Origin of the sequence: Bradyrhizobium sp. SZCCHNRI3043 (assembly GCF_032377735.1) — a bacterium.
Taxonomy (GTDB): domain Bacteria; phylum Pseudomonadota; class Alphaproteobacteria; order Rhizobiales; family Xanthobacteraceae; genus Bradyrhizobium.
Map to the genome: position 1 here is coordinate 112876 of NZ_JAUHID010000001.1, position 25806 is coordinate 138681.

Genomic DNA, 25806 nt, shown 5'->3' on the forward strand with positions numbered 1-25806 from the left:
ATCCTTTCGATGATTCCGTTGGCGCGCCCGTATAGGTTGATCCGAATAGGGATTATAGTCCCTAGAGACTATATGCCCGATGGTGCTCGATCCTGCAATGCAGGATTGGCGCGCAGTGTTGGGGAGGAATGTTCGGAAAATCCGTCAGCAACGACGGATGACACAGGAGAAGTTGGCGTTCGAAGCCGGGATCGACTTGACCTATATGGGCGGGATTGAGCGAGGCAAACGCAACCCTAGCTTATTGGTTATGGCCCGTATCGCTGAGGCGCTCTCGGTGCCTTTGGCGAAACTTCTTTCTGACTAGCGGTGGTGTTGACCCGGCGGCCGGCTAATATTCGTCGGCCAACATGAGTGTGATCACTCGCTGGGTGACGGTGGGATCGGCTGGGTCGGGTGAACCGAACTCGAAACTCGCATCGAGATATTCGATCTTGAAGATAATGGACGAGCCCTCAAACTCGAACATGCCGAAATCGTGCTCGCCGTGCGGATCGTTGGCAACACAGAAGTCGTCAAACATCGCTATAGCCGTCACTAGACGCTGAACGGCCTCTGGTCCGAGCGCGGCAATGCCAGGCGTCATGAACGCCTTGCCGCCCGTGAGAGTCGTCCGAAGCTGATCATTGAGCGCACGAATCCGTTCAACCGACATGGTTGCTTTCTCCGGTGATGTTGGGGGGAATGCCGGAATCTGTCCGGCGCGTGGATAGGGGCTTGGCCCGGGCCGCAGTCCGAGCCAATTTGGGATGGAGGGCGGGTAGAATCAGGCGAGGCCGGGGTTGACCAACGCGACCGTGTTTATGTGCCTGATGAACTTCGGCAGCTTGGGTGCGTCGCGATATCGCAAGGTCAGAATTTCTGCGTCCCTCGCTATAACCACGGCTTCCCACCACCCATCATCGGGCGACTCATGGGCCAGAACCATGTGGCCGACGGCTATTTCTTCCCAACTGCGCGGTAAGCCGGACGTCACCGGCGAGATGCACCTCACGTCGTCCGGGGCAGCATCAGCTTCGCTTTTTGCCTGAAGGTCCTCGGGAGCCTGACCCCGAACATCGTTTTTTTCGGCGGCAGGCTCTCCGTCTGCAAGCGGCCCCGCCGCTTCGAGCACCTTGTCGTAGAGTTCGCGCCTGATATTCGGAACGAACAGCCTTACGACCTTGCCGCCGCCGTAAACTCGTCCCACCGGCAGCTTCATACCCAGGGCCGACACTGGTGCCGGTTGGTCGATCAATACGCGGCACTTCATGTCCATGGCCGCGGACACGATGCTGTCCTTCAGCTCGGCGAACCGAGCGCCGCGCGGCTTACCGTTAGCGTCGAGACCTAGAACGTAGACCGGATCAACCTTTGCCGGTTCGGTCTTCCCAGTTTTCTTGCCCATTGAGCAGCTCCTAGAAATGCGAAAGGGAGCCACAAGGGCTCCCTCAATCCGCGGGTGGAACGGCCATTTCAGACCCGAAGGCGGGGCAAAAGTATCCCTGAAGTACTCCACAAGTCTAAAATGTACAAAGTCGTTATCTAACCTTGCGATTACAGTATATGCTAAATCTTGATCGAAAACAAGCACTCAAAAATGATGCAAGAAATTGTTTTTATTGGCTTTTTAGTCGTTTTCGGCCGCAAATTCGGAAAATGTGGCAGTAGCTGATTTGGCACGATGCGCGGTCGTCAATTCGGTTGCCGTTGCACAGGTCGAGACCGTCCGCGGCGCAATAGCGCCAGATGGCGTGCTGGACAAAACGCGGGAAAAACTCTGGAAAGCTCGGATTGAAGGAGCGGGCATCAATTCGCTCCGCGGCACGGCGGATGATCTCGGCACAGCCGCGCTCGGCGTAGCATGCCGGGCCGTACCGATGGGGAATTCCGCAGCTTTCCAAAATGCCGGTGCGGTGCAAGAAATTGTGGACCAAGGTGTCTATGACGACCATGGCACTTCCGGTCTCGAACCAAACGGGCCGGTGGTTGCGTGCGCCTATCATAAGCCAGGAGAGCGCATTGGTCAGGACCTTGTCGGCCACGCCGAAAACCTCTCGGAGGGGGCCGATCAAGGCTTCCTGTGTGGCCGCCTCCAGATCGGCGTCAGATGTGCCTGTGACGGTTTCCAATTGGCTATCGATCCAGCCGATGAGGTCGCCCCCAGCGATGTCTCTGACGAACAGGAAGAATGAGGCCGCGGTCTGATTCAGCCTTCCATTGCGGAGCTGTTCACGAGGTACTGGACAGGCGTCGATATGATCGGGCTCGGCGCAAGTAAAGCTGCCCTTGTCGTACCGGCAGCCCTCGTAATCCCAGTAGGTTCGGAGCTTTGGGCAGGAGGGGCAAGCTTGGAGTTTGGCCTCCATTTTGGCCCAGGATGCGCTCCCATGCTTCTCCATGTAGCTCCGGGCCGCACGGTCTGAGACGCCTTGAAAGCTGAACGCCGTCAGGAGCCAATCAAAAATAGGCGGCGTATCGCTCGACGCGACAGCTTGATCGAGGCCCGCGTGGCGAAACTCGTCATCGATCTCATCGAGTAAGGACAGTGACCCGGCAAAGGAACACACGGCGCGGATCAACGTGTCGGCGTGCTTGTATGGTTCGAAAAGCCCAATACACGGAGCAGCCAGCTCCGTCGCCTTCGCTCGGGGCGGTCCTAGGTTAGTCGAGCGGGGACCTAAATCAGCGATACCAACCTCCGCTGGGCGTCACTGTCGCCGTCGATGTACCGTTGCGTGGTCTGGATCGACCGATGCCCGGCGAGCAACTGAACATCGCGCAAGGATCCGCCGGCTTTATGCACGAGTCTAGCCGCCCGCGTAATGAATGTTCGGCGACCTGAATGTGAGGAGCAGCCATCAAGATTGACCGCGCGATAAGCGCGGCTAAACCAGATGACGATGCTGCGCGCCTTCATCTTACGGCCACGCTCCGAAAGCACGACAGGTCGTGATGGCTCGGATGTGCCTTGAAGTGCTGAAAGTGCCTCACGAAGATCGGTATGGAGAGGGATTATTCGCCCGTGCCGCTTCTTTGCTGCGTGGTCTCTCAGCTCTAATGCTTTGCTGATGGCACCATTCGGATCGAGAACCATCTCCCACGTGAGGTTCGCAATCTCGGCGGCTCGCAGGCCGGCTTTCACAGAGAGCAAAACGATTACGCGGTCTCGAAGCGGATACCGCGTCGTATCGGCAAACAGTAGGAGGTTGTCGATCTGGTCAGCAGCCAGAATTTTCGCCTGCTTGCCCGGCATAAAAAGTCGCTTTGAAATTTAACAGCAAATCGATTCTATCTATAAGGCACCGCTGTGCAAGCATGATTTCTCGGAGCCAATCCTAGCAGAGAACTGCCAGTCGCCATCGCTTTCGGGCTACTTCGATGGGCGTGCTGAATCGTTCGTACTCATTTCAGTTGCTCTGTCTTATTCAAATCTTTCAGGCGGTCGTGTAAGCTTCACGAGAGCAGCATTACAACCCTTGCGCAATTCCCGCGGAAGATACAGAATAATCACCATACAATCAATCATTTGAGGAGGAGACAGCCATGCTGGGTCGCTTCTTTTCTTGGATTTTCGGCATTTTGCTCGCTGTTGGGTCGGTAGGAACGAGCTCCGCTGCGGCACCAGATTCTGCCGTCAGTAAAAAGGTGATTAGTTGCTACAACGAATTAGCGAAGGGTGGCGCGCAGGTTTCGATACAAAAGATGCGCGATTGCGCAAACGTCTGGGTTACTCCGCGAATCTTATTGCGCTGTGCGCTTGAGACTGACTGTGCCGTCTATCCTGATACGATTGAAGGGCGCACATCATTGGATGTCGCGCTTAAGGCCGAAAATCTGAACAGGGCAAGCCAATTGGTCCTCCGCCCGTCGGACATTCCTCCAATTCCGGATGCAAAGAAGATAAATGATTGCAAGAAATCCTCCAAAACCGAGGACGATTTCTTGCGATGCGTCGCGACCACATTCCCTTCACCAGCGTTGAGTGGACTTCGAGATTGTTTTGAAAAACCGCACGAACTGGATCGGGCCACGTGCTTTGCTAAGACGACAAACAACCCGGCTCTCGTGCCAGTACTTGCATGCATCGGAAGCGATAAGCCATCTCCGCAAAAGTTGTTGAATTGCGCAGCGAATGCCGATGTAAAAGCAAAGGCGGAAAAGATACAGCAGTGTATACAATCCGCTCAGCAGGCACAAACGGCCCGGGATTGTCTTGCCGCGAGTCTTACACCGAAGGAAGTGGTTTTGGCGCAGTGTCTAGCCAACAATCGGTCGCCGTCGGCCGCCGCCTCTTGTCTTGATCAACTGTCTCCCGATATGGCCAAATCTCGCAAGCTAGTTGGCTGCCTTGTAGAAAATCATTCTTCACCACTATCGTGCGGCGCAGATTTGGCGGGACCTGCTGCTCAAAAAATGATGTGCTTTGCGAGTGCAAGAAGCACGGCTGATAAACTTGCGTGCGCCACACCTCTGAACTTGGAGCTTCCACGAGCTACTCAGATAAGCGAGTGTGTCAAGCGTTACCCATCTGCGACGGATGAGTTGACTTCATGCGCCGCACCGTTCCTGGGTGGAGAGTCTCAGAAGCTTGTAGCGTGCGTTCGTACGCCGAACTCGAAGATGGACGGATGCCTCGCTGCACTCAATCCAAGATTGGGAGACGCGAAGCGAACTATCGATTGTCTAGCAAGTTCTGATCCCTCGCGCGGCTTCGACTGCGTCGCGGCTCAGGTCGGCGGAGATGCGCCGCGGATTGCTGGGTGTATCAAGAATCCGGACCGAAACGCTGCGGCGCTGTGCCTCCTTGGAGATAAGCCCGAGGTTCGTGTCGCTCAGCGCGTATATGGTTGTATCGCAACCGGGCGAGACGCGAGTTCTGTGATCCTGAACTGTACCGATGGCATCATGGACGACAGGACGCGTCAGAACGTCGCTTGCGTTGCGCGCGCTGGAAGCGACAAGGGTCAACTGGCAGGTTGCGCGGCGAGTGCGGTTCTGCCACCCGATGCTGCGCGAATGGTATCTTGCGCAAGCAATAGCCAAGGAATGACGTCCTTCGCACTGTGTGCTGCAGGCCCAACCATAAATGAAGAGTGGAGGATCGCCGCTGAATGTGCCGTGCAGACGGGCGGCAATCCCGTTGGATTTGCTGGCTGTACTGCGGGTCGATTGACCGTGAGAGAGCTTACCAAGTGTTTTACCGGACAGGTTGGAAAAGACTGCTTCGGCCCAAACAACACGGTTGTGATATCTCTGAACAATGCATTCAAGGATTTGACACAAGGGCCCGGTCCGAACAATGAAGTAGTGAAAGCAGTTAAGGCAATCGGTGATCTTACGGGCGGCCCAAATTCTGTGATCAATAACCCCAGCCAGCTCACAGGAAGTCGAGAATCTTTTGTTAACAAGCCATTTCCAGGAAGCAGTGAGTCGGTCCCAAACAAGACGGTTAGGGATCTGAATCCTCTTAACTGGAAATTCTAGGATGTTGAAGACGCGAACCATCTTGCCGATCCCGACAGTTGGCCAGAGTTTGATTTCGTGGAGTGGCTCATGCGTCAGTTAATTGCAGCCTCCGTCTTTATGCTGGTTATTGGCTCGCCGAGTGTTGTTCTTGGACAAGATGATTGCCATGCGTGTCTCAGGCAAAAATTGGAGACCGCTAAAGCCAAGGCGGTGGCCGCAACCGCAATAGGTGCGCTTGGCGGAGCAAGAGCGGGGGCCGTGGGAGCCGCTTGTGGTGCAATTTTGGGTGCTGTCGCTGGGGGTGTCGATGCTCTGATAGAGCTTGGCCAATGCTCCCAGATTTGCAAACAAGAGCTGGCAGCAAAAAAGGATCCAGAAAGTGGTAAATGCGAGGAGCTTTTGAAGAAGGTGACGCACTGACTGGCTTCGCGTTGCAGCACATCGAGCCAGCTATAGGTCAAGAGCTGAGAGAGTATGTCAACAAGAATGGCTTAACTGTTGGTTGGTTTCGCGGCGTCGACCCGGAATCAATCAGCTCATCATAGTGAAGGTCAACTCGACTGTAGCCATAATGGTGAATTGTTACCGAGATGCCAGCAAACCAAGCGGAGCTAACCGTCAAGACCTCTCCACTGTATAGTTGCTACGCAAATGAAGATGACATTGAGCCTTGATTGAAGGTCAGGAAGCGTCCTCAATCCACGAATCTCTTGCCCGGAACTCCGCGCCGCTATCGAGCCAAAAATAGATGTCGCCGGGCGTGTTGTTGAAAACCCAATGATCCAAGACCTTGCCTTCTTCTTCGTGGACGAAACCTTGGCCGTCGAGGGCTACCTTTTGACCTGACTTGATTGCCGCATAGGTAGCGTCATCCAGCTCTATCGAGTGAATGTCATATCCGTAGGAGACTGTGAGCTTTACCATTCTTCCCGTTCCGAAAAGCAAACCGGCGCATCGATGCATCCGCGGGCCGACTCTGCCGTCACCTGTGGCCGTTGAAAGATAGGATTTCTCCAGCCCATTCTGACAATATTGATTCAACTAGCGGAATCGGCAAGTGTCGAAACGGCCAGCAGTAAGAAACGCAGATGATTTAAGTCTTGGCCACCAAGGCGTTCCTGTCATGGGGCTCCATGAGGAGCAAATTGAACCAGACCCTTTCGCTTGAACATGAGACCAGCCTCATCCGAAAATCTCGCATCCAAGTCGCAGCGCCAACGAATCGTGAAAGGAATAGGTGATCTCGTGATCCGCCTCTCGGACATCTGGCCGATTGCCGCCCCGGAAAATTACAAGGTCCACTTCGCTCGCTGGAACGGTGAGAGTCAGCCGCTTGAAGTTTGGGCACGAGATAGGCGGGAGTGGCAAGGATGGCAGGAATATCGACCTGCGCGCGACGAGTTCAATCGCCCCTCCATCTTCTCGCTAGTTCAATTCTATCACGAGCCAGACATCTGGCTATTTGGAGGTGTGTTTCGGGTGACCCAGCGCCTCTCGGATTGCTACGTTGTCGAACTGGCCGATGAGGGTGCGAGCTTTCTCGGGCGTCTTAAGTTGCGTTCGGCCTATCGTGAACGTGCGACACGCGTGAATTTCGAGAACCACTATTCCGCCTTGGAGGTAGAGGAGATTCTTCGAGAACCTTACTCCGGCCGCGCATTTCCTGGATTTGAGAATATCGATCTTTCTTTCGATGAGCTGGAGACATTAGTTCGAAACAATAGACCCGACTGGAAGGCGGCGCTGAGCAGCGTGAAGGGTGTTTACCTAATTTCAGATAGTAACACCGGGAAGCGATACGTAGGTTCAGCATACAGTATTGATGGAATTTGGGGACGGTGGTGCAACTATGCAGCCACTGGCCATGGTGGCAACGCCGAACTGCGACAATTAGTGAGCGATCCGACTCTTGAATATTGCAGGAAGTTCTTCCGTTTCGCGCTCCTGGAACATCGACCGAATCTCACGTCTGATGAAATCGTTTTTCAACGAGAGGGGTTCTGGAAACGGATTCTTCTCTCACGAGGAGAGCACGGGCTAAACCGAAATTGACGATGACTCGCCAGTCGAGGTAGATCCGAGCCGGCACCAGCGGGGGAACTTTGATGTGCGCAGACCGGCTCACGGCTACAGAGCCTCTATCCCGCTGAATCTCCAGATTGACCTCTGGAAAGTGGATATCGCTCGTTTCCGCGTTCGCTGACAAACGGTGAACCTTGCATCGCGTATCGTCGAATGATGTCCGCTCCTCGCCTGACGTTCACTCTGGGACCGCAAGCAATTGGCGGGCACTCGGTGCTACTAAATAGCCGGAGCGAAGTCTTCGAAATAAGTGCTCCGTCCATCCGCGGCTCGATGCCGAGCGCCTGAGAAAGCCTAATCGGGCCAGAGCAGAGCTTTTGATCAAGCTCCGCATCAGAAAGGCTCTTAACGAACTTAAGCCGCCGATCCTTCATCGTATCGAGGCTGTCCTTGCAGGGTTCAATTGCCCGGATCAGAACAGCACTACCGTAGTCCAATTCCCCGCACGTGAGATTCAAATAGCAATGCTTTGGACCGTCCTTGTAAACGTACACGTGCCCTCCGGTTAGGTACATAGAATCGAAGAATCTGCGCGGATATCGTTTGCCGAGAGGGCGCCTGTCATCGAAACAGTGCGCGGCGGGATCGCCTTGGCAATATGCCTCTGTTTCGACGATGCGGCCTCCAATTGCATTGCCATGCTCATCGGCGTTAAAGAGGAACGCGCCTATGAGCGCTCTTGCCACTGTCTCAACATCGGAGTTGAAGAATTCCTGGGGAAGTGGTTGGAGTGAATCGAGCGAGTGGCAATCAACCCCGATCATATTTGTTTTCCCTTGATTTCGGCATTGGCTGCGTCAGGCAGCAGACGCCGCCGCCATTTGCAATGTGATGGCGGATAATCGGTGCGTTGCGGCGCGTGGTGATAGGGAAGTGCCGCAATTCCGGTGGAATGGAGCCCATGAAACAATTCAACTACCGCGTCGAGCGTCACTGACGCAAGATGTTGTGCAGCCGCTGGTCAGGTGTCGCGAAGTCGGCCTAGTGCCATTCTGTACCCCACAGAACGCAGATTTCTCGAAATGTGTTTGCGTGCTCTGTTCTGAGTCTCTCAATCGCGACTTCTACTTCATTGCCAATACGTCCACCAATCATAATGTTCAGGTAAACCAAAAGTAGCGGCTTTGTTCGATAGCCTTTGTCAGCCTTCTTCCTAATGCCATTCGCAAGTTCATTTGCAATGGTGTTTCCGAGGTGTGGGTCAAAATGGCGAATGGCCAGGGTCGCTCCGGAGCGATATTCGTCGCCGCGCCGTCTGCCCGGCTCCATGACTTCGGTCACTTCGATGTCAATCGTTTCATCCGCGCTTCGGAGCTGCCCGTCGTTCAGCCGTTCCCGTTGGAGGACCAGCCGCACCGACTGCACAGCGCGATGCTTGGCGAACGCAGCAATAGGAATTGCGTCTAATAAGAAGCCCGCATTTGCTTTGTTGAAAAGTGTAGACGACTTAACGAGCGACTCGAACGCCTTGACTTTGGAGTCAAACTCTTCGGGTGTCTGCCAGCGCGCGAGAGAATCTTGCGCTTCGTTCATCTCGGCGTCAGTCGGCTCGCGCTCTGCGCCGCTAGTCGTCACGCAGCTCGCCCTTTTGTTTCTAGTCGGAGCGTACCGCGTCTCAATGCCAGGGGGCGCATGTAGCCGCGCGGAATCAAAGCCGCCAGCTCGTTCTGAGGTGGTTCATTCGCGACTAATGGTGACTTCACCGCTTCGCATGCCTCCCCCGCCGTAAGCGGCAATTGCATGATCAGTAGTCGCGTCCAGTCAGACCGCTCGGGTGCTCCCATGTCACCCCCCAACTGCTCGCATAAGCTTGTTTGCATCATCGCGCCGTCCTGCCATCCGGTGCAGCATTCGGTGACAATTCGCGCAAACAGTTATTAGATCCTCAACTCTCGTTCTTACCTGGTCGCGTAATTGGCCAAGCGGAACGCGATGATGCGCTTCCGCAAATCCGCTCCCAAGCCTGCCATATACCTTCTCGAATTCAAAGCCGCATACTCGGCACCGATAGCTGTCGCGAATCTTACACTCGGTGGCTAAATAGCGACTTCGTTCTCGTTTTAGGTGGGACGCGACGCGCTTTCGATTCTCATAATGCGGGTAGGTGTCAGGCTCCCCATCCATGCTTTTTGCATGCGGCAACGTCCGAGCCACGTCTTCGAAAAAAGAAACAGCACGCGCGCAAAAATGAAGATTCACGCTCTCACTGGTCTCTCGCGTCGGATCATAGATTCCGTAAAAGGTGCGTCCTCCTTCATATTTCTCCAGAAATGGCGTGCCAAACTCTGAGCGCCGCATTCTCTCAGCAAGAAATAGGTGCGCCGCTCTCTCTGTATCTTCGGGTGTAACTGTGCGAACTGGCCATAATTTTCGTGAGACGCGCTTGGTGATTGCTATTATTTGTTGCCGCGACTCGGAACGAAAGCACGCAAATAGTTTGCGGTCGGGGTATCCAGAAAAGCGGTCTAGCCATATCTCTAACTTCGGTTGATCTCTACCGAGATTGCCTACGACCGCACTCCAACCGTCCGTATTGGTACCAGAGGTGCCGCGCGGGATACGGATCCGAAGCCGGGTTCCTTTACTCTGCATCTTAAGCTGCTCGGCAACGGTTTTCGCAGTTGCAAGCAGCCACCTTCGATCATGTCGCCGTTTCGTTTTCATGGGGGTATTCACAAAGTTGTCAATGAAGCAAAGAATGGTCGTTCGAATCGCGCCTGAGCGGAACGCTTCGACTTAGGCGGGCGGGGGAACACGGGATTGAAGTGTAGCGATGAAGCCTGCGCACGTAGAGCAGGCTGACATGGCTACGAAATCGTCCGGCTGATCCTTCAGGCCATGGACCTGCTTCTCGGTGAGGCAAGCGAAATACTTGTCTTTCAGCGCCGCCATCTTGTCCTTTATCTTCTCGATCTCCAGCGTGTGGGCGACGGTGTTGCGCAGATCATTCGCTGCTTCCAGGACATCCCACAACGGGTCTTTGGCCTCTTCCTTCGCAAGGGTCTTGCATTTTTTCATCTTGTCGGAGAAACGCTTGTTGAGCCATCGCCTTTTGAAACCACTGGCGAGTATGTAATCCTCCATGCATTTTTCGGCGAGTAGGTGAGTCTTCAGAATTGAGAGGGTGAGCGCATCCATCTTTTGTGCGCGGTCAATCATCTCCTGACGGCGCTTTTCGAGCTCCGGGTCGTCCGATTTCATTTGCGCCCTCCGTTACGGACATTCAACCGAGCAGCTAAACCAGTTGGACTGTTTGAACTGCAGTCTGCCCATCTAGATGCGTTCGACTTGACCGTTGCCAGCAACTCTTATCACTGGTTCTACCAGCTCGTAACAGGTTGTTCCTCGGGCGAAGGCTTTAAGCTTTTCCTGGGAAAGCTCATAGCTCATGAGACGCATGTCGGTCGTTTGGTGAGCTCCTTCAGCCGAAAAGCCGGCTCCAACCGCTATGCCGCCTCTTTCGGTCAATAAGTACCGGTCATGAAAGTCTTCGCCCCCTGCCTTCTCCCGCCAGCAGAAGATGATCACCCTCAAATCGTTGGGAAAGGTACCGGGAAATAGGTGAGGCGCTTCGCGTTCAATTGCGTCATTGGCAGGCTTAGCGTTGTGGTATCGGTAGTGTATCTCGCAAACAGCGTTGGGATTGAACGAGCGGACAATGTCGAGACACTCACGAAATGTGGCCCGGTATCTTGAATCGAATGGGTCAAAAAATGGATCGATGAACACGACACGAGAACTAAATTCCAATATCTCTTTCATCGCGGCCGCGAGGGATTTCGCATCTCTATGCACGGCCTGGTCGTGCGGGACATTCATTAGCGGGTGAGATTCGTCTAACTCTGCGGCTGCCAGGACAACCCTGTTATTGGTAGGATTTGCGTTGGCTATGATTGCCCTGAAGGGAACGCGTTGATGCTCCACGACAGCGTTCTGGAGCCAATCGCCGACGCTCTCATTATAGGGACGGCCCGTTCGAATGAGTTTGTTTTTTCTTGCCTGGTTGAGGGCTTCCTCTACGCGCTTTCTCTGCACGGGTGGCAGGCTGATGGTTGCATCATAGACCTCGCGTAACCATCGCTTCGGAAACTCCGCGATCAAGCGTCCCTGATCGAAACCGAATTTTTCAATGATGTAACGGAAGTTTGCCCAACTAGCAGCGATTGCTTGGGGTTCGACCGCGTATTCGTAAAACATCAAAAAAGTTCTCCAGCCCGCTCCTCGAAAAAGCCGCTAGGCCACTGATCGAGAAATTCTCCTTCGGCATCCACACGCAGCGGCCGGAAGCGAACGCCCTGTCCGTCGCTCTCGACATAGATGATCGATAGCTCCTCAGCCGTAAGTCCCGCTACAGTAGGCGGTAGCTCATCATGAGTTTTCTCCCTGATGCGACGTAGCAGCCGCAGCAAAATGTGCTCGCTGTGAGTCTCAATAAGCAGAGTCTTGCCGCCGAAGGGCAGGCTGTCTAAGTCGGGTTGTATGGCACGTATGAATAGGTCACCAAGTCCCACCTGTATGGCCGGATGAATATGCAGTTCCGGTTGTTCAATAGCTAGAACGTCCTCGTTCTTGCGTAGCGCCGCCACCACGACTGGCACCATCTGCGATATTCCAACTCCAACATCATTGGGCGCAACCAAAATCCCTTTCTGGAAATCGCGGAGCGCTATCTCGGTCCTAGTTGGTAGGCTCTGATAGAGTTCTTGCAGATCGCCAATATCATCGTCGTTGAGGCCGCGTTCAAATATCTGATGAAAGACGCCAGGCACCGGCACTTCCTTGAACTCGACGCGCTCAAGACGATACCCGGTGCGCAGCAGCGTTTCGCCCGACAGCCATCGATTCACTTCCCCCATCAGGTCGCCTTTTCGATCAGCATAAAGTAAATCCCAAGCAGCAAGTCCTTGCGCCCACCGCGCCTCATCCGGCGTCACTTGCGGTCGGTAGCCGCGCGTCGGGATTTCGCGCAGCGGCCCGATGTAGGTCATCTGTCCGAGGTAATCGCGAATGATGCGGGCGGGCCCGAGCACCATTTCCGAAAGCAAGGCGCGCAACCCGTTCACTCGCGGCGTGCGCTCTTCGAGCTCTGCCTTCCTGACATCAGGATCGCGTATGGCGAGCACGAGATCGCGATCGAGATTCGGCAGAGCGCCACCGGCCGTTTCCACGGCTATGCGCAGTTTGTCGTCAGGTGTGTCCGGCGTCGAGCGGTCGGCTGCCGCTTCGCGTGCAAGGCTAAATATCTCATCCTCAAGGGGAGACGAGGCGGCCAGCTCACTGCCGCCTTCCTCGTCACGCTCATCGGGCCGAAGAGCGCGCCTCAGCAAGGAATGCTCGAAATGGAAGTCGGTAAGTTGAGCTCGGCCCGCCTGCGGCGGTGTTATGATCGCGGCAAACGGCTCACCGTCGAGTTCAACGGCGAACCGTGCGACATAGGGGGTTCTGTCCTGCTCGCTCCAGCGAATCTCGATCTCAAGCGCGAGCTCCTGAACAATTGCATAGTCGCGATATTCTTGGCTCTCGCCGACTAGATAGCGAACAGGAAGTTCGGAGAATTCCGGTTTTCCTAGCGACAGGCCGGAATTGAGAGCTAGCTCCTCTGCCCCTTGTTCATCCGTCAAGTCCATCGCAACCTTGAGGCGGACGGCGCGATGCAATTCGTGATTATGTACGAGCGTCGCAAACCCGCCGAGATCTATGAGACCCCCCGCAATCGTGACATCTGGATCAATGTTGCCGCGCTCTAATATCTCCCGCACATAATGCAAAGCTTGCAATATGGTGCTCTTGCCGACGCTGTTCGGTCCAAAAAGCAGGGTGATGGGCCTCAGCTCGATGAGCTCGCGTTCGCGAATGCCTTTGAAGTTCTCGATCTCGATCCGACACAAGCGCATCGCCACACCTCACAATTCACCGCTAAATGCGCGTTGAGAGAGCGCAGAGAACATGATCGCAGCCTCTAGCGAAGCGTCAGTCATGGCGGCGCGGGCAGCATTAAACTTCTTTACGACTGCCAAAAAATCCTGCTGAGCGTCGTCATCGGGAATCGTGATGGGCACCTCACCCAAACGATCGGTGTTTAGCCGTTTGGTGCCATGAGCCGCCGTTTCAACCCGAGCGAGGATTGCCTCATGTTGAACCTTTAGGCACCAGAAGCCGAATAGCGGGTCAATACCTTGGTCAAAATTGATGGCCTTCATGTCTTGATTTATTGCCACTTCACGGGCGGTAATTGCCATCGGAACTGTATGAACAAGTATCATGCCTCTCACGACAATGAGCGGCGTTCTGGCCCCGATCTTCTTCAGGCTCGTCTGCTCGAAGACCGTTTCCGAGAGATGATCCTCGGCGTCCACGATAGTATCAACTTTCATATCCTTCGGTGAGACCCACGGAAACTGGCCCGACCAAAATGCGGCGTTTGCTTTGCTCGGTGTGCCGCCTGAGACGAACTTCGAGCACTCGGCTAGAGGCTTCGTCGGAAGCCCCTTGGGATTCGTGCACGGATCTCCAAACATCTCTAGAAAGACCGATCCGAGGAAATCATCCGCCAGAGTGAGGGCCTGTTCGCGTTTGCGGCGGATGCCGTCGGCCCTATCAAGAATCGCCGCGATCCGGCTTTGTTCGGCCAAGGTGGCTGGGATTCGAATGTCGATGTCGCGAACCAAATTGATATTGAGGTTCTTGACGACCGCACCCGCGGCCCGCTTTTCGAACGCTTCCCTCAGCAACGGCGACCCCAAGAGATAGTAAAAGAAGTCCGGATCGGTTCTCTGGGGATCTTTAGGCGTCAAGGCGAGCCAGCCGTCGTGAATACAGCCTTTTACCTGCGTGATGTAAGGCCTGCCAAAACTCATTGAGTTGGTCAGTAGGAAGTCACCCGGTTGGACGACACGTGTTTTTGCAAGCGCTGACGGGAGAACTTTCTTCTTGGTCGAGCGGATATATTTTGAACCTTCGACCGCGTCTCCGATCATGATCCAATTGAAGCCGTTAGGGTCATCGGTGATGAATTTATCGATTGGGCGGGGAGAGCCGCCCCTTACGATATCAAAAACATCGCCTATTTTGCAGTCGTGAAAAATCATTAGAGTAGGCTTTCGAGCTCAAGCAGGTCAGACGCGATGTCACTATTGAGCTTTTTCATGCGTTCCAGAATCAGCCTCGGCGCATCATACGCCTGCACTTCGAGCACCCGCTCTTTGTATCTGCTGAGTGACAGATCATAGTTAGTCGCACGGATTTCTTGCGCAGGAACAAAGAAGGCCTTCTCCGTGCGATCTGCGTCTCGGTTGGGATTGCGGCTGCGCCAAGCCGCTAAACATCCAGGCAGGTCATTGGCCCCCACCGGATCTCGCTTGTCATCCAGCGAGAAGCCATCTGCCTCGATATCATAGAAAAACACGTCATCTGTGCGCCCACCTTTGGTGAATACCAAAATCGCGGTGGACACGCCGGCATAAGGCTTGAATACTCCACTCGGGAGTGAAATCACGGCCTCCAACTGATTCTGGTCTATCAGAAGCTTGCGCAGCGCCATGTGAGCTGTTGACGACCCGAACAGAACGCCTTCGGGTACGATCGTGGCAGATCGGCCGCCATCCTTGAGCATGCGGAGGATTAGAGCGACGAACAGGAGTTCAGTCTTTTTCGTCTTCACCTGGCGCAATAGCGAGGAGTGCACATCCTCGAAATCAAGACTGCCCTTGAAAGGCGGATTGGCGAGGATCAGGTCGAACCCCTCCGTTGCTGCCTTCGGAAATCGATCGGTGAAGCCCGTGCTGAGCGTGTCTTGATAATGGATATCGGGATCGTCAACTCCGTGCAGCATCAGGTTCATGGCGGCGATGCGCAGCATCGTTGCGTCAAAATCAAAGCCATGAAACATACGACTACGGATGTGCTCGCGGTGCTCTTCGAGCAGATCACCAGTGTGGATTTTCTCGACCGCGCCCGTCTCCGGATCAGTTTCCTCGATAAGGCCTTGCGGCGAGGTGTAGGCCTCCAGCAGGTACTGCATCACGCTGACCAGGAAACCGCCCGTGCCGCAGGCGGGATCGCCGACGAGTTCAGTCGGCTTCGGCTCCAACATGTCCACCATTAGGCGGATGATGTGGCGAGGTGTCCGAAACTGTCCGTTGATGCCCGCCGTAGTCAGCTTGCTGAGGAGATACTCATACAGGTCGCCCTTAGTGTCGCCCTCGGTCAGAGGCAATTCGTGTATCATGTTGACGGCTTTGACCAGAAGGCTCGGCTTCTGGATCATCAACTGCGCGTCCTTCATGAACTCGGCGAATGCCGTGCCGCTGGCGGCCGTCGTCTTAAAGTGCGGGAACACCTGGTCGCGCACAACGGGCAGCATCTTCTCGGCTCCCAGATGCCGGAAATGCGACCAACGCAGGCTTTGCTCTTCATCCTTGAAACGGCGTTGGAACGATCTGCCCGTTCGCTTCTCGCGGTTTTCATCGCGCGTCTCGTTGATATCAAGCAGACGCGCATACATCAAGAAGGTGATCTGCTCGATCACCGTTAGCGGGTTAGTAATGCCGCCCTGCCAAAATTCGAGCCAGAGCGCGTCAACGCGCCTTTTGAGTTCACCCGTGACCATGCTTACTCGGACCTTTCGTTAGGGTTGGTTGCCGCTGCATCTCCGGCTGGCGGGCCAAACGCCCGGATGACGTTGAGGAGGTCGCTGACTTCAGCCTCGTCCTCGAACACGCCATCGAGACCGTCCGCATCGACGACCGTGAAGGGGGCTTCGTAGAGCTTCTCAATCGTGATTGATCCGAAGCGAGCGATATGGTTTTGAAGAAGTGCGAGAAAGCGCGTTTGCTTTGCGGTCAACGTCGGGTGCTTACGCGCGAATTCGGCAAACTTGGCTTGGATTGCACTGGCGTCCATCCCGATGATCGAGCGGATTGCAAATTGAAGGGGCTCCGCCGTGGCGCTGAAAAATTCGGCCAGGACATCACGGCTCGCGTTCGGGCTCTGTGTGAGGATGAGCGATACGAGCGCGTTGAGGTCAGTCTCCGAAACTGGCTCGCCGGCGCGAATCTTCTTCAACGTTGAATTCGTGTCGAAATGCCTCTTCAGCTCTGCCTCGACGATCTGGTGATAAGCCCTCATGTCCACCGCCTTCAGACTAGCCGAGCGGCGACTGATCTGAATCGACGACGCTGCCTCAGTGACATCGATGATCTTTGGCGGGAGCAGTTGGCCGCCTCCGCGCTGGCGATGGTGCATGATCTCGCGGAGCGGCCCGCGCACCTCCTCAAGGGTCTGGACGGTGATGCCGTTCCAGAATTCATCCGACTTCACACGCTTGATGACCTCGGCCTTCTCGCGCACGGGATTGAGATGCATCTGCAATGCGGCAAGGCGGTCCATCAGGTCGATCTTCAGGTCTGCAACCTGCGGTGATTTGCGTAGGACTGCGTTCTGGATACGGGCGATCAACAGATCGAGCGCGTAGGCATCCGCCCGGCCGCGTATGTTGCGCCACTGCATCAGCGGCGCGATATCGTGGCGCAGCCTTTCTACGGTCGTCGGCGCAAAGGTCTTCAATGTGGCCGGCTGCGCGAGCGCTCGCTTGTCCTTCCATTTTTCGCGCACTGCGATTGATTCCTCGGGAAGCGCCTCGATGTCGGTGGCGATCAGATCGATGGCGATGTCAAAGACCGAAATCTCGCTTTTCTGGAGCGCGGTTTGGGCGAGCAGCAGACGTTCCTCAAAGACGAGCTGAAGGAGCGATTTGCTTTGAGTAGGCTCAGCCGGGCGATAACCCGCTTCGAACCGCTCGAAATTCCCCCAGTGATCGAATATGCGAAAGATCGTCTTGTGCTGACCGGTGCCGAACAGGTCCTTGCACAGCCGCGTTCCGCGCCCGACCATCTGCCAGAACTTGACAGGCGATTTGACCGGCTTCGCAAAGACAAGATTGAGGATCTCCGGAATGTCGATTCCGGTATCCAACATGTCCACGGAAATCGCGATAGTCAGCTCGTTGTTCGTACCTTCGCCCTTGAAGTCGTCGATGAGCTGCTCTGCGCGCGGATCGTAGTTGTCGATGACCTGACAGAACTTGCCGCCATATTGAGGGTACATCTCGTCAAAGAGTTGGGCGAGCAAGATTGCATGCTCATGGTTGCGAGCGAAAATGATGCTTTTGCCGGGCAACTGGCCGGTAGCATCGCGAAGACCATTTTCCATTAGATTGCGCAGGATCGCGCGGTTCGTATCCTTATTGTAAATAACCTTATCGACCTGCTCAGATGAAAAATCATACTGGGCAGGGTCTTCACCCTGCTCCTCAAGCTCCTCGATCTGTTCCCGGGTCAAGATATCGAGCCTAATGCCCTCGCGCAGGAACTGCGTCGTGTGCTCAAACACCTCGAAGGGAGTCAAATAGCCGTCTTGGACCGCCTGTTCGAGATCGTAATTCGCTGTCGGCAACTGGCCCTCGCAATCAAAGAGCCGGAAGGTGCTTTTAGTAAGGAAATCGACGGGGGTTGCGGTCAGGCCGATCTGATGGCAGTCGAAATGGCGGAAGATGTCGCCGTAAACGTTATATATCGAGCGGTGGGATTCGTCCGCGATGATGAGATCAAAAAATCCAGGGTCAAATGATTGAAAGACCTTTTGCATCGCCGGGTACGTAGCCAGGAAGATGCGCTCGCTCGCGTTGGAGCGCACGCGCGACGTGACGATCCGGATGGGCTCCGGTAGAAAGTCGTTGAAGGCATTCTTGGCCTGTTTACGCAGCTCACGCCGGTCGCAAAGGAACAGCACGCGCTTGACCCATCCTGCGCGGATCAGCAAATCGGTGAGGGCGATTGCAACGCGGGTCTTACCTGTGCCCGTTGCCTGCACGATGAGTGCCTTGCGGTGCTTGTCTTCAAAGCGCTCAGCCACCCGCTTGATAGCCTCGAACTGATAGAGGCGATCAACGATTTGCTCGTTGAGCTCGACCGTGTCGAGAGGCTTGCGTTCCTTGCGCTGGTAGTTGGCGAGATGTTGCAGACTGTCCTTCGAGTAGAATCCGAATAGACGACGCGGCGGGAAGCCCTGCGCATCATCCCAAATCCAAATGTCAAACCCATTCGTGTAGAAAATGACTGGGCGATGGCTAAAAGCCTTTTCGAGGCCGTCGGCGTAGAGCTTCGCCTGGTGGCGGCCACGCTCGGGCTCGACGGAAGTCTTTTTTGCCTCGATGACCGCGAGCGGGTTGCCGTTATCGTCCCAGAGCACATAGTCGGCAAAGCCGATACCGGAGTCGGTTGGCTGATGCTTGACTTCGACCTCCTTGCCGACCTGCTCAGTGCTGGTCAGTCCGGGCCCGACGTTCCAGCCGACACTCGCGAGCATGCTGTCGATCAGTCGCGTGCGCGTTGTGGCTTCGTCGAAGGCGAGTGCGTCAGCCGCCGCTTGCGCCTCCGCCGAAATCGCCTCCAGCTCCGCAGCTTTCTTTTCCGCGACCGTGACCGCCTGCCGCGCCAAGTCGAGTTCACGCAGCAAGACTTCCATCTGTGCTTCTTGCGCGGCGAGCCTCTCTAGCACCTGGCGGCGCTCACGCGTCTCGGCCGCCTGGGGTTCTTGCGGCTGCTTAAAGACTGGAATGTCGCTGGCCTTGGCCTTCCCATACTGGACAAGGAGCCAGCGAGCTAGATCGTGCGCTTCCTTGAGTAGCCACAGCACGTTCGGCGTCCTGGCCTCGTCACCATGAGCAGCCTTATTGCCGTGGATGCGAAGGGCGTGAAGCTTGTCGAGAACGACTTTGGGCGTAACTGATGCAAAGGCAGCGTTCTTGAGCAGATCGACAAACGTCGGCTGGTCGGGCTTGGGAAGCCGCAAGTCGCGATAGATGTCTTTTGTTAGGTTCTCCGCGAACAGGCGCAGCTTTACCATGGCGCTCGCCGGATCAGCATGCGCGTAGGCTTCGGCAAAGCCGCCAAGCTCTGCGAGCTCGGGCCACCGGGGGCGAAGAATTTCAAAGTTCGCGGATTTCATGCCATCGCCTCCGCCAAGGCATGGGCAAATTCCTCGCGGTTCGAAATAACAACCGGAGTTTCTTGTGGTCTATCCAAGGTGCCCGCCCCATCAAGTCGTAGCCGTTTCTGAAAGTAGTAGAGAAGGGCTTTGCGCACCGGGACCGACACGCTGCCGCGGGTCATGGCATAGTCCTGCGCCACAATAGATTGCTGACTGTCACTGAGCGCCGGATTTGGAGACAATACGACGGGAAAGGTTTCATTCCAGAAAGCATCGTCCTCGGCCGCAGCGCCAGCCTCACCATCACCGCGAATATCAAGGCATCGGGACAGAACGAAGTCCTTGAACTTTGAATCGATGTGGCAATAGGCACGAACATGCCAACGCAGGCCGTCATGACCGAAGGCGTGAGGCGTTATCCATCGCCACGTTGGCTCAGGCCGTGTCGGGTTCATTGATTGATAGAGAATCTCAGTTGCACGGCTCTTCCTCACGGCTGCCAACAGTGCGCGAAGGACGTTCACATCGACGCGCCTGTACGGAGCCGGCATCGCGTCGGTCTCTGGCATATTGGAGAGCCATGTTTCGTCTGCAGAAATCACATGGTTCGACACGGACCCTAGTTGCATCAGATAGCGGTCTGCCTCGGGCTTCAAAAAAAACGGCCTGAAGGTGGGAGAAGCGAAATACCGCTTTTGCTGCTTGTCGTAGTGAAGATTCCCCGGCGCTTTCTCCTCGTAAAGACTGAGGTCCTTGGACGCTTGGGGCACTGACACGCCAAACTGCTCCATAATATCGGCGCGATTGATTCCGCCTTCCCAAAAGAGGCGAAACTCAATGAATTCCAAGCGCTTTTCGACTCCCCAGCGCATAGCCTGAATTAGCTCCCAAAACGAGTATAGTTTCTATATTGACAGTGAAACTATATCCGTATAGTTAGTATCCTCATCTCGCGTTGTCAAGAGCTTTGCATCCGCGAGCCGGCCAGGTGGGCCAGAGGGGGGCCAGATATGACTGAACCGGTAATTGCATGCCCGTCTTGTTCCACCGAGATCAGGCTGACTGAATCTCTCGCGGCACCTCTGATTCGCGCAACGCGAGAAGAGTATGAGGCAAGAATCGCCCGTAAGGACGCTGAAGTGCTGCGGCGCGAGGCTGGCATCAAGGAGCAATTGGCTGCCGTTGAGAAAGCTCGCCAGGCAGTCGATCAATTGGTCGCGGCGAAGCTCAGGGAAGGGCGTCAAGCCATTGCTGCGGAAGAGGCGCTCAAGGCGAAGGCTGCGGCGGCTGACGACCTGCAGTTAAAGCAGAAAGAAGTCGGTGATCTGCAAGCGCTCCTCGCACAACGCGATGAGAAACTGAAGGAGGCTCAAAAGCTTCAGGCGGAGGTGATGCGCAAGCAGCGCGAGATTGACGAAGCCAAGCGCGAACTCGACCTCACAATTGAAAAACGAGTAGATGCCTCCATCGCCGAGATTAGACAGAAGGCAAAGGCAGAAGCCGAGGAAGGCGAGCGGTTGAAGGTCGCCGAAAAAGATAACTTAATCTCGTCGCTACAACGACAGATCGAAGACCTCAAGCGCAAGGCTGAGCAAGGATCGCAGCAACTGCAAGGCGAGGTTCTTGAGCTTGAATTGGAATCGATTCTGCGCGCGAATTTCCCGCACGATACGATTGAGTCGGTCGCAAAAGGAGAGTTTGGTGGTGATGTCGTGCAGCGGGTCGCCACGCCGATTGGACAAACATGCGGAGCCATGCTGTGGGAAACCAAAAGAACCAAGAATTGGGCAGATGGCTGGCTTTCCAAGTTGCGCGCGGATCAACGCGCCGCCGGTGCTGAATTGGCTATCTTGGTATCGACTGCATTGCCAAGAAGTGTGGAAACATTTGGCTATGTTGATGGCGTCTGGGTTACTGATTTCCGTTATGTCCTGCCGTTGGCTCTAGCCTTGCGCCAATCGCTCATCGAGATTGGTGCAGCGAGGCAGGCCAACAACGGCCAGAGCACCAAAATGGAATTGATCTATCAATATTTGACAGGTCCTAAATTCAGGCACCGCATTGAGGCTATTGTCGAGAAGTTTTCCGATATGAAGGATGACCTCGACAAGGAAAGAAAGGCGATGACGCGTCTATGGTCAAAGCGCGAAGCCCAAATCCGGGGGGTCATTGAATCCACCGTTGGCATGTATGGTGATCTGCAAGGGATTGCAGGTAAGGCACTTCAAGAGATCGATGGGCTCGAACTCCCTTTGATCGAAAGTCAGATCGAGGCAATCGAATAGAGAATTAAAAGAATCTTGAGGGCGTGGTAATGGCTAAAGCAGAAGCTTCCGTTGAAGAATTGGTCGGGATGATCGAGCGCGGCGAGCTTCGCTTGCCAGAAATGCAGCGCCAATACGTCTGGCGCTCACCTCGCGTGCGAGACCTAATGGACTCGTTGTACCGAGGCTACCCATCTGGGGCGATCTTGCTGTGGGAAACTGACGAGGAAGTGCCGCTCCGCAAATTCGCAGTATCGCAAGTCGGAAATCCCTATCAGAGCGTGCGGTTGCTGCTTGACGGTCAACAGCGCCTGACCTCGCTTTCTGCCGTCATTCGCGGCCAGCCGGTCACCGTGCGCGGACGCAAGAAACCGATAGACCTGCTGTTCAATCTCGAACACCCGGAAGGACTGGCCTTCATTACCGAAGTCGAAGAAAACGGCGACGATGATGACGGCGACGACAGCGCGCCGATCACCGAAGATGATACCGACAGCACAGAGGACGAACTGCAAGAGCGGTTCAATAAGATGACATTCGTTGTCAGCACAAAGAAACTCGCCCAGCTTCCGCAATGGGTTAAGGTGTCCGACGTTTTCAAGGCGGATTCGGACGCACAGTTTCTCAAGGCTGCGGGCGTCGTGAGCTTCGACGATCCCCGGTATGAGAAGTACAGCCAGCGGCTCGCCCGCCTGCGTGGAATCCGCAAGTACATGTACCGGATGGATGTTCTGGAACGCGCGCTCTCCTACGACGAAGTAACCGAGATATTCGTGCGCGTGAACTCGCTCGGCGCTAAGTTGCGAAGCTCCGACTTGGCGCTAGCCCAGATTACTGCAAAGTGGCAGCACTCGCTGCAAACCTTCCTCGATTTTCAGGAGCAGTGTGCCAAGCTTGGATTCGATGTCGATCTTGGTTTGCATCTCAAAAATCTGGTGACTTTCGCCACTGGCCAATCACGCTTCTTGACCGTGGGCAAGCTCGATCTTGAAAAGCTGCAAGCTGGATGGAAAGAAGCGCGAGAAGGGATGCAATTCGCTATCAATTTCCTTAAGAGCAACGCTGGGATCGATTCCCCGGCCTTGCTTTCATCACCCTTCATTCTCATCACGCTTGCGTATTTTGGACTCAAGGCGGACTACAAGATTAGCAGCGCCGACGAAAAGGAACTGCGCCGCTGGGTTCTGTTAGCGAATGCGAAGGGGCGCTATTCTCGTGGGTCGAGCGAAACAATCCTCGATCAAGACCTTGCGACGATTCGCAATGGCGGCAAGGGGCCGGAACTCATCGAGCGTCTCAAGCAGCAGGTCGGCCGTCTCGATATCGCTCCGGAAGAACTCGAGGGCCGCAACCAACGAAGCGCGCTGTTTAAAACGATGTTTCTCGCATTCCGATCAAAAGGGGCGAAGGACTGGCGTTCGAATCTTGCAATCTCGCTCGATCACACCGGAGCGCAGCATCAACTGCAATTCCATCACATCTTTCCGAAGAAGCAGCTCAAAGGGATTCACGCCACCCGCGAAGCTGACGATATTGCAAACCTTGCCTTTATAGGAGGGAAGACCAATCGGGCCATTAGCGACAAGCCGCCTGCGCAATACCTTGTTCCCTTGATTCAACAGCACGGTACCGCGCTGTTCGATTCGCAGGCTATTCCAACCGACGCCAGGCTATTAGAAATCGCTGGATACAAGAATTTTCTTGCCGCGCGACGGCTTAAGATTGCCGAACGGCTAAACGAGTTTCTGTCCGGATAAGTTGTCGCTCAAGGGTCAGTTCACAAATGGTATTTGGGGGCTTGCATGACAGGGGGGCGGAAGCAAAGACGGAATCCCACCGCAAATGATCCACCCTTCAGCGCTGTCCGTGGACAACGCTCGCTTCGCCCGATGGACGGGAGTGGGCCAAATGTCATCCTGAACATGATGGGAAGACCGGATGGTGCCGGAACGCAGGGGTGTTCGGTCCAAATACTACCACTCCGGCCAGTTTCCCGCCTTCTTTCTTTCATCTCTGGCTGACATTCCTGGCTGAGAGTTCGCGTTCGAGAGCTCGATCTGCCTGCCGCAGCCATTTGGCCGCGGCTGCTTGATAGGCAGCCAAGCAGACCGCGCTGCCGACCATCGCGAGCATGAGCTTGACGTCCGCCTCAGGCATCTATCGCGAGTGCTCACCAAGCTTGAATTAGGCCCTGCGCTTGTGCAGTGGGATCACTTGCCTTGAACTCCCAAGTTCAAGAACTGGGAAGTTCTCCCGAATGGTTTGCGCCACGTAGCTTGGGGCAAGGTGAGCGTAGTGCTTCTCCGTCATCCTCGTATCGGCATGGCCGAGTTGTTGAGCGATGACGGCCATCGGCACGCCTGCCATGGCAAGATATGACGCGTGAGTGTGCCGCAAGATATGAAAATTTACCGGGGGCGTGATCGCAGCTCGCTGGCTTGCCTCATCGAGCGGCCGTTGCTGGTGCGAGGTTCCCCAGACTTTGCCGTCACTTCTCAGGAAGATCAGCTCGCCGGGGTGGAGGGCCTTTGTCCATTGTCGAAAGGCAGATTTTCCTTCTTCCGTCAGCACAACGTGCCTGTTCTTGCCCTTGCTCAGACGAACGGACAATGTGCCGCTGTCGTCGTTGTAGTCTTCGAACTTCAAACGCGCCAGCTCCGCGTATCGACAGCCCGTGTACAAGGCCGCTTCGGTCAGCTTTCGAAAGTCCTCTGTACAGGCGCTCACAAGTTGGCGGATTTCGGCGATGCTGAGATAGCGGACCACCGCTTCATCGACCCGCTTGAACGGCTTTACCTTTCGCCAAGCGCTGTCAGATGACACGCGATCTGCGAAGAAGGCTCGGTTCAGCGCCGCCTTTAACATCGTGAGGATGCGGTTGGCAGTTGCCTTTCGCGCGCGTCGTGCATCATCATCGTCAGGGGTTTCGCGCGTGGCCGGTTCGGTAGCGGTTCGCTTTGTCCGCACTCGTTTTGGTTCGGTGGCGATCTTGTTGCGCCAACGAACCAGCCGTTCCGTGGTGAGCTTGTTGACCTCGAGAGATCCGAGATCAGGCAAGATCCAAGCATTGAGGACGTATTTGGCACCCTGAACGGCCGCCGGTTTTTTCTCGGCGGCGATCTCGGCGAGATAATCCTTGACGGCATCCGCAACCGTGTAAGGACCGGTCCGGACGACCCCTGCCGCGAGGAGGCGCTGCAGCTCGGCCCAGTTCCGAGCTTGGACTTGCGCTTGCCAATAGTCAAAAACCGTCGCGCCATCGGCGTCCGTGGTGTCGTCGGCCGCACCGATTGCCTTGGTGTCATAGCCTTTCGCGCCGCGATAAAGGCTTGCGACCCATGACCCCGAAACCGCTCCGCGGTAATAGCCGAGCCGTAGCCCTTTTGCGATCTTCGCGAAGTAGGGGGTGCGGCGCACTGGCAAACGCGCGCGAGCTGTTCGTGTTTCGAGTGACGAGTGGCGTGCTGCGCGTGCCAACCACGTGCTCCGTTTCTTCAAGTTTTCTTCAAAAGGCGGTCGAGAATTGAGGCGTATAGTACCGAACGAGAACGAATTAAGCAATTGAAATTGTTGAGTTTCTTGGCGTTCGCCGCTGTTCGCCAATGTGCGAGATGCAATTCTCTCAAGGCTGAAACAGGGGTTCGATTCCCCTAGGGAGCGCCATTTCCGGCGCTCAACCCTTCATGTCTGACCTGTAAGCGCGGCTCCGCAGCCTCGCGGCGCGCTGTCGCGTCCGAGCTTTGCTCATCGGCACGCCCCTCATAGAGAAGGGCGCAGGGAAGGCCGGGTGCAGGCCGCACCCATGGCCCGCCTGCAGAAAGAAAAGCAGGCGGCAGTCACCACAGGATTGGCCGAACAACCGGCCTTCCCTGCGCGATGGGTTGAACGGCTGCTCCGTGCTCTCCCAGGGGACCGGGCTTGCTTGCCCCCGTCATCGGGATGTCGCCGACCAAGACACCAGCGTCGGGGTGTCGGGACCACACGGCTTGACCGTCCGCTTGAGGTCGTTCGTCCGCACGCGAAA

At 55.5% G+C, this 25806-nt stretch carries 22 protein-coding genes; 6 read left to right on the forward strand and 16 right to left on the reverse strand.

The window, feature by feature from the left end:
* The first annotated feature begins 79 nt into the window (after positions 1 to 79).
* Positions 80 to 307: a helix-turn-helix transcriptional regulator gene (locus QX124_RS00565; RefSeq protein ID WP_315795694.1), complete on the forward strand. Its 228-nt coding sequence runs from the start codon at positions 80 to 82 to the stop codon at positions 305 to 307.
* A gap of 24 nt (positions 308 to 331) precedes the next feature.
* On the opposite strand, the gene QX124_RS00570 is transcribed toward QX124_RS00565, so the two are convergent.
* The 4 genes from QX124_RS00570 to QX124_RS00585 all read right to left on the reverse strand — a co-directional run bounded on the left by QX124_RS00570 (position 332) and on the right by QX124_RS00585 (position 3235).
* Positions 332 to 655, reverse strand: coding sequence for a DUF3768 domain-containing protein (locus tag QX124_RS00570; RefSeq protein ID WP_315795696.1), 324 nt, complete (start codon positions 653 to 655; stop codon positions 332 to 334).
* 111 nt (positions 656 to 766) lie between these two features.
* Entirely contained in the window at positions 767 to 1387 is a 621-nt protein-coding gene (locus tag QX124_RS00575; protein ID WP_315795697.1) for a hypothetical protein, read from the reverse strand.
* 211 nt (positions 1388 to 1598) lie between these two features.
* A complete protein-coding gene (locus QX124_RS00580; RefSeq protein WP_315795699.1) occupies positions 1599 to 2561 on the reverse strand; it encodes a hypothetical protein in 963 nt (320 codons plus the stop codon).
* 98 nt (positions 2562 to 2659) lie between these two features.
* The gene (locus tag QX124_RS00585; RefSeq protein ID WP_315795701.1) at positions 2660 to 3235 is read right to left on the reverse strand and encodes a site-specific integrase; all 576 of its coding nucleotides are present in this window, start codon (positions 3233 to 3235) and stop codon (positions 2660 to 2662) included.
* A gap of 290 nt (positions 3236 to 3525) precedes the next feature.
* On the opposite strand from QX124_RS00585, the gene QX124_RS00590 reads away from it, so the two are divergent.
* Both QX124_RS00590 and QX124_RS00595 read left to right on the forward strand, forming a co-directional pair.
* Positions 3526 to 5466: a hypothetical protein gene (locus tag QX124_RS00590; RefSeq protein WP_315795703.1), complete on the forward strand. Its 1941-nt coding sequence runs from the start codon at positions 3526 to 3528 to the stop codon at positions 5464 to 5466.
* Positions 5467 to 5535: 69 nt separating this feature from the next.
* The gene (locus tag QX124_RS00595; RefSeq protein ID WP_315795704.1) at positions 5536 to 5868 is read left to right on the forward strand and encodes a hypothetical protein; all 333 of its coding nucleotides are present in this window, start codon (positions 5536 to 5538) and stop codon (positions 5866 to 5868) included.
* Between the two features lie 261 nt (positions 5869 to 6129).
* Here the strand turns inward: QX124_RS00595 and QX124_RS00600 are convergent, their stop codons facing one another.
* Positions 6130 to 6372, reverse strand: a complete 243-nt coding sequence (locus QX124_RS00600) for a hypothetical protein (RefSeq protein WP_315795707.1) — start codon at positions 6370 to 6372, stop codon at positions 6130 to 6132.
* A gap of 321 nt (positions 6373 to 6693) precedes the next feature.
* Here QX124_RS00600 and QX124_RS00605 point away from each other — a divergent pair, with 321 nt between their 5' ends.
* The gene (locus tag QX124_RS00605; RefSeq protein ID WP_315795709.1) at positions 6694 to 7500 is read left to right on the forward strand and encodes a GIY-YIG nuclease family protein; all 807 of its coding nucleotides are present in this window, start codon (positions 6694 to 6696) and stop codon (positions 7498 to 7500) included.
* A gap of 86 nt (positions 7501 to 7586) precedes the next feature.
* Here the strand turns inward: QX124_RS00605 and QX124_RS31815 are convergent, their stop codons facing one another.
* From QX124_RS31815 to QX124_RS00645, 10 genes are all read right to left on the reverse strand, one after another.
* Positions 7587 to 8294, reverse strand: a complete 708-nt coding sequence (locus QX124_RS31815; protein WP_409997642.1) for a DNA-3-methyladenine glycosylase — start codon at positions 8292 to 8294, stop codon at positions 7587 to 7589.
* 217 nt (positions 8295 to 8511) lie between these two features.
* On the reverse strand, positions 8512 to 9063 hold the full coding sequence (locus tag QX124_RS00610) for a hypothetical protein (protein WP_315795710.1): 552 nt from the start codon (positions 9061 to 9063) through the stop codon (positions 8512 to 8514).
* Between the two features lie 252 nt (positions 9064 to 9315).
* Complete coding sequence (locus tag QX124_RS31820; protein ID WP_409997643.1) at positions 9316 to 10194, reverse strand: HNH endonuclease; 879 nt, start codon at positions 10192 to 10194, stop codon at positions 9316 to 9318.
* Between the two features lie 72 nt (positions 10195 to 10266).
* Positions 10267 to 10731 (reverse strand): hypothetical protein, encoded by a 465-nt coding sequence (locus QX124_RS00615; protein ID WP_315795712.1) that lies wholly within the window; start codon positions 10729 to 10731, stop codon positions 10267 to 10269.
* A 72-nt stretch (positions 10732 to 10803) separates the two neighbouring features.
* Positions 10804 to 11727 carry a hypothetical protein gene (locus QX124_RS00620; RefSeq protein WP_315795715.1) on the reverse strand — a complete coding sequence of 308 codons (924 nt, stop codon included), beginning with the start codon at positions 11725 to 11727 and terminating at the stop codon, positions 10804 to 10806.
* Positions 11727 to 13424: an AAA family ATPase gene (locus tag QX124_RS00625; protein WP_315796602.1), complete on the reverse strand. Its 1698-nt coding sequence runs from the start codon at positions 13422 to 13424 to the stop codon at positions 11727 to 11729. Before QX124_RS00625 ends, QX124_RS00620 begins: the two co-directional genes overlap by 1 nt.
* A gap of 9 nt (positions 13425 to 13433) precedes the next feature.
* On the reverse strand, positions 13434 to 14618 hold the full coding sequence (locus QX124_RS00630; RefSeq protein ID WP_315795717.1) for a restriction endonuclease subunit S: 1185 nt from the start codon (positions 14616 to 14618) through the stop codon (positions 13434 to 13436).
* A complete protein-coding gene (locus QX124_RS00635; RefSeq protein WP_315795719.1) occupies positions 14618 to 16138 on the reverse strand; it encodes a class I SAM-dependent DNA methyltransferase in 1521 nt (506 codons plus the stop codon). The genes QX124_RS00630 and QX124_RS00635 overlap by 1 nt, the downstream gene beginning before the upstream one ends.
* 2 nt (positions 16139 to 16140) lie before the next feature.
* Positions 16141 to 19536: a DEAD/DEAH box helicase family protein gene (locus QX124_RS00640; protein ID WP_315795721.1), complete on the reverse strand. Its 3396-nt coding sequence runs from the start codon at positions 19534 to 19536 to the stop codon at positions 16141 to 16143.
* The gene (locus tag QX124_RS00645) at positions 19533 to 20366 is read right to left on the reverse strand and encodes a WYL domain-containing protein (RefSeq protein WP_315795723.1); all 834 of its coding nucleotides are present in this window, start codon (positions 20364 to 20366) and stop codon (positions 19533 to 19535) included. The genes QX124_RS00640 and QX124_RS00645 overlap by 4 nt, the downstream gene beginning before the upstream one ends.
* A gap of 162 nt (positions 20367 to 20528) precedes the next feature.
* Here QX124_RS00645 and QX124_RS00650 point away from each other — a divergent pair, with 162 nt between their 5' ends.
* Positions 20529 to 21803 carry a DUF2130 domain-containing protein gene (locus QX124_RS00650; RefSeq protein ID WP_315795725.1) on the forward strand — a complete coding sequence of 425 codons (1275 nt, stop codon included), beginning with the start codon at positions 20529 to 20531 and terminating at the stop codon, positions 21801 to 21803.
* A 29-nt stretch (positions 21804 to 21832) separates the two neighbouring features.
* Positions 21833 to 23539 carry a DUF262 domain-containing protein gene (locus QX124_RS00655; RefSeq protein WP_315795727.1) on the forward strand — a complete coding sequence of 569 codons (1707 nt, stop codon included), beginning with the start codon at positions 21833 to 21835 and terminating at the stop codon, positions 23537 to 23539.
* A 427-nt stretch (positions 23540 to 23966) separates the two neighbouring features.
* On the opposite strand, the gene QX124_RS00660 is transcribed toward QX124_RS00655, so the two are convergent.
* Complete coding sequence (locus QX124_RS00660) at positions 23967 to 25385, reverse strand: tyrosine-type recombinase/integrase (RefSeq protein ID WP_315795729.1); 1419 nt, start codon at positions 25383 to 25385, stop codon at positions 23967 to 23969.
* Between the last annotated feature and the right edge of the window lie 421 nt (positions 25386 to 25806).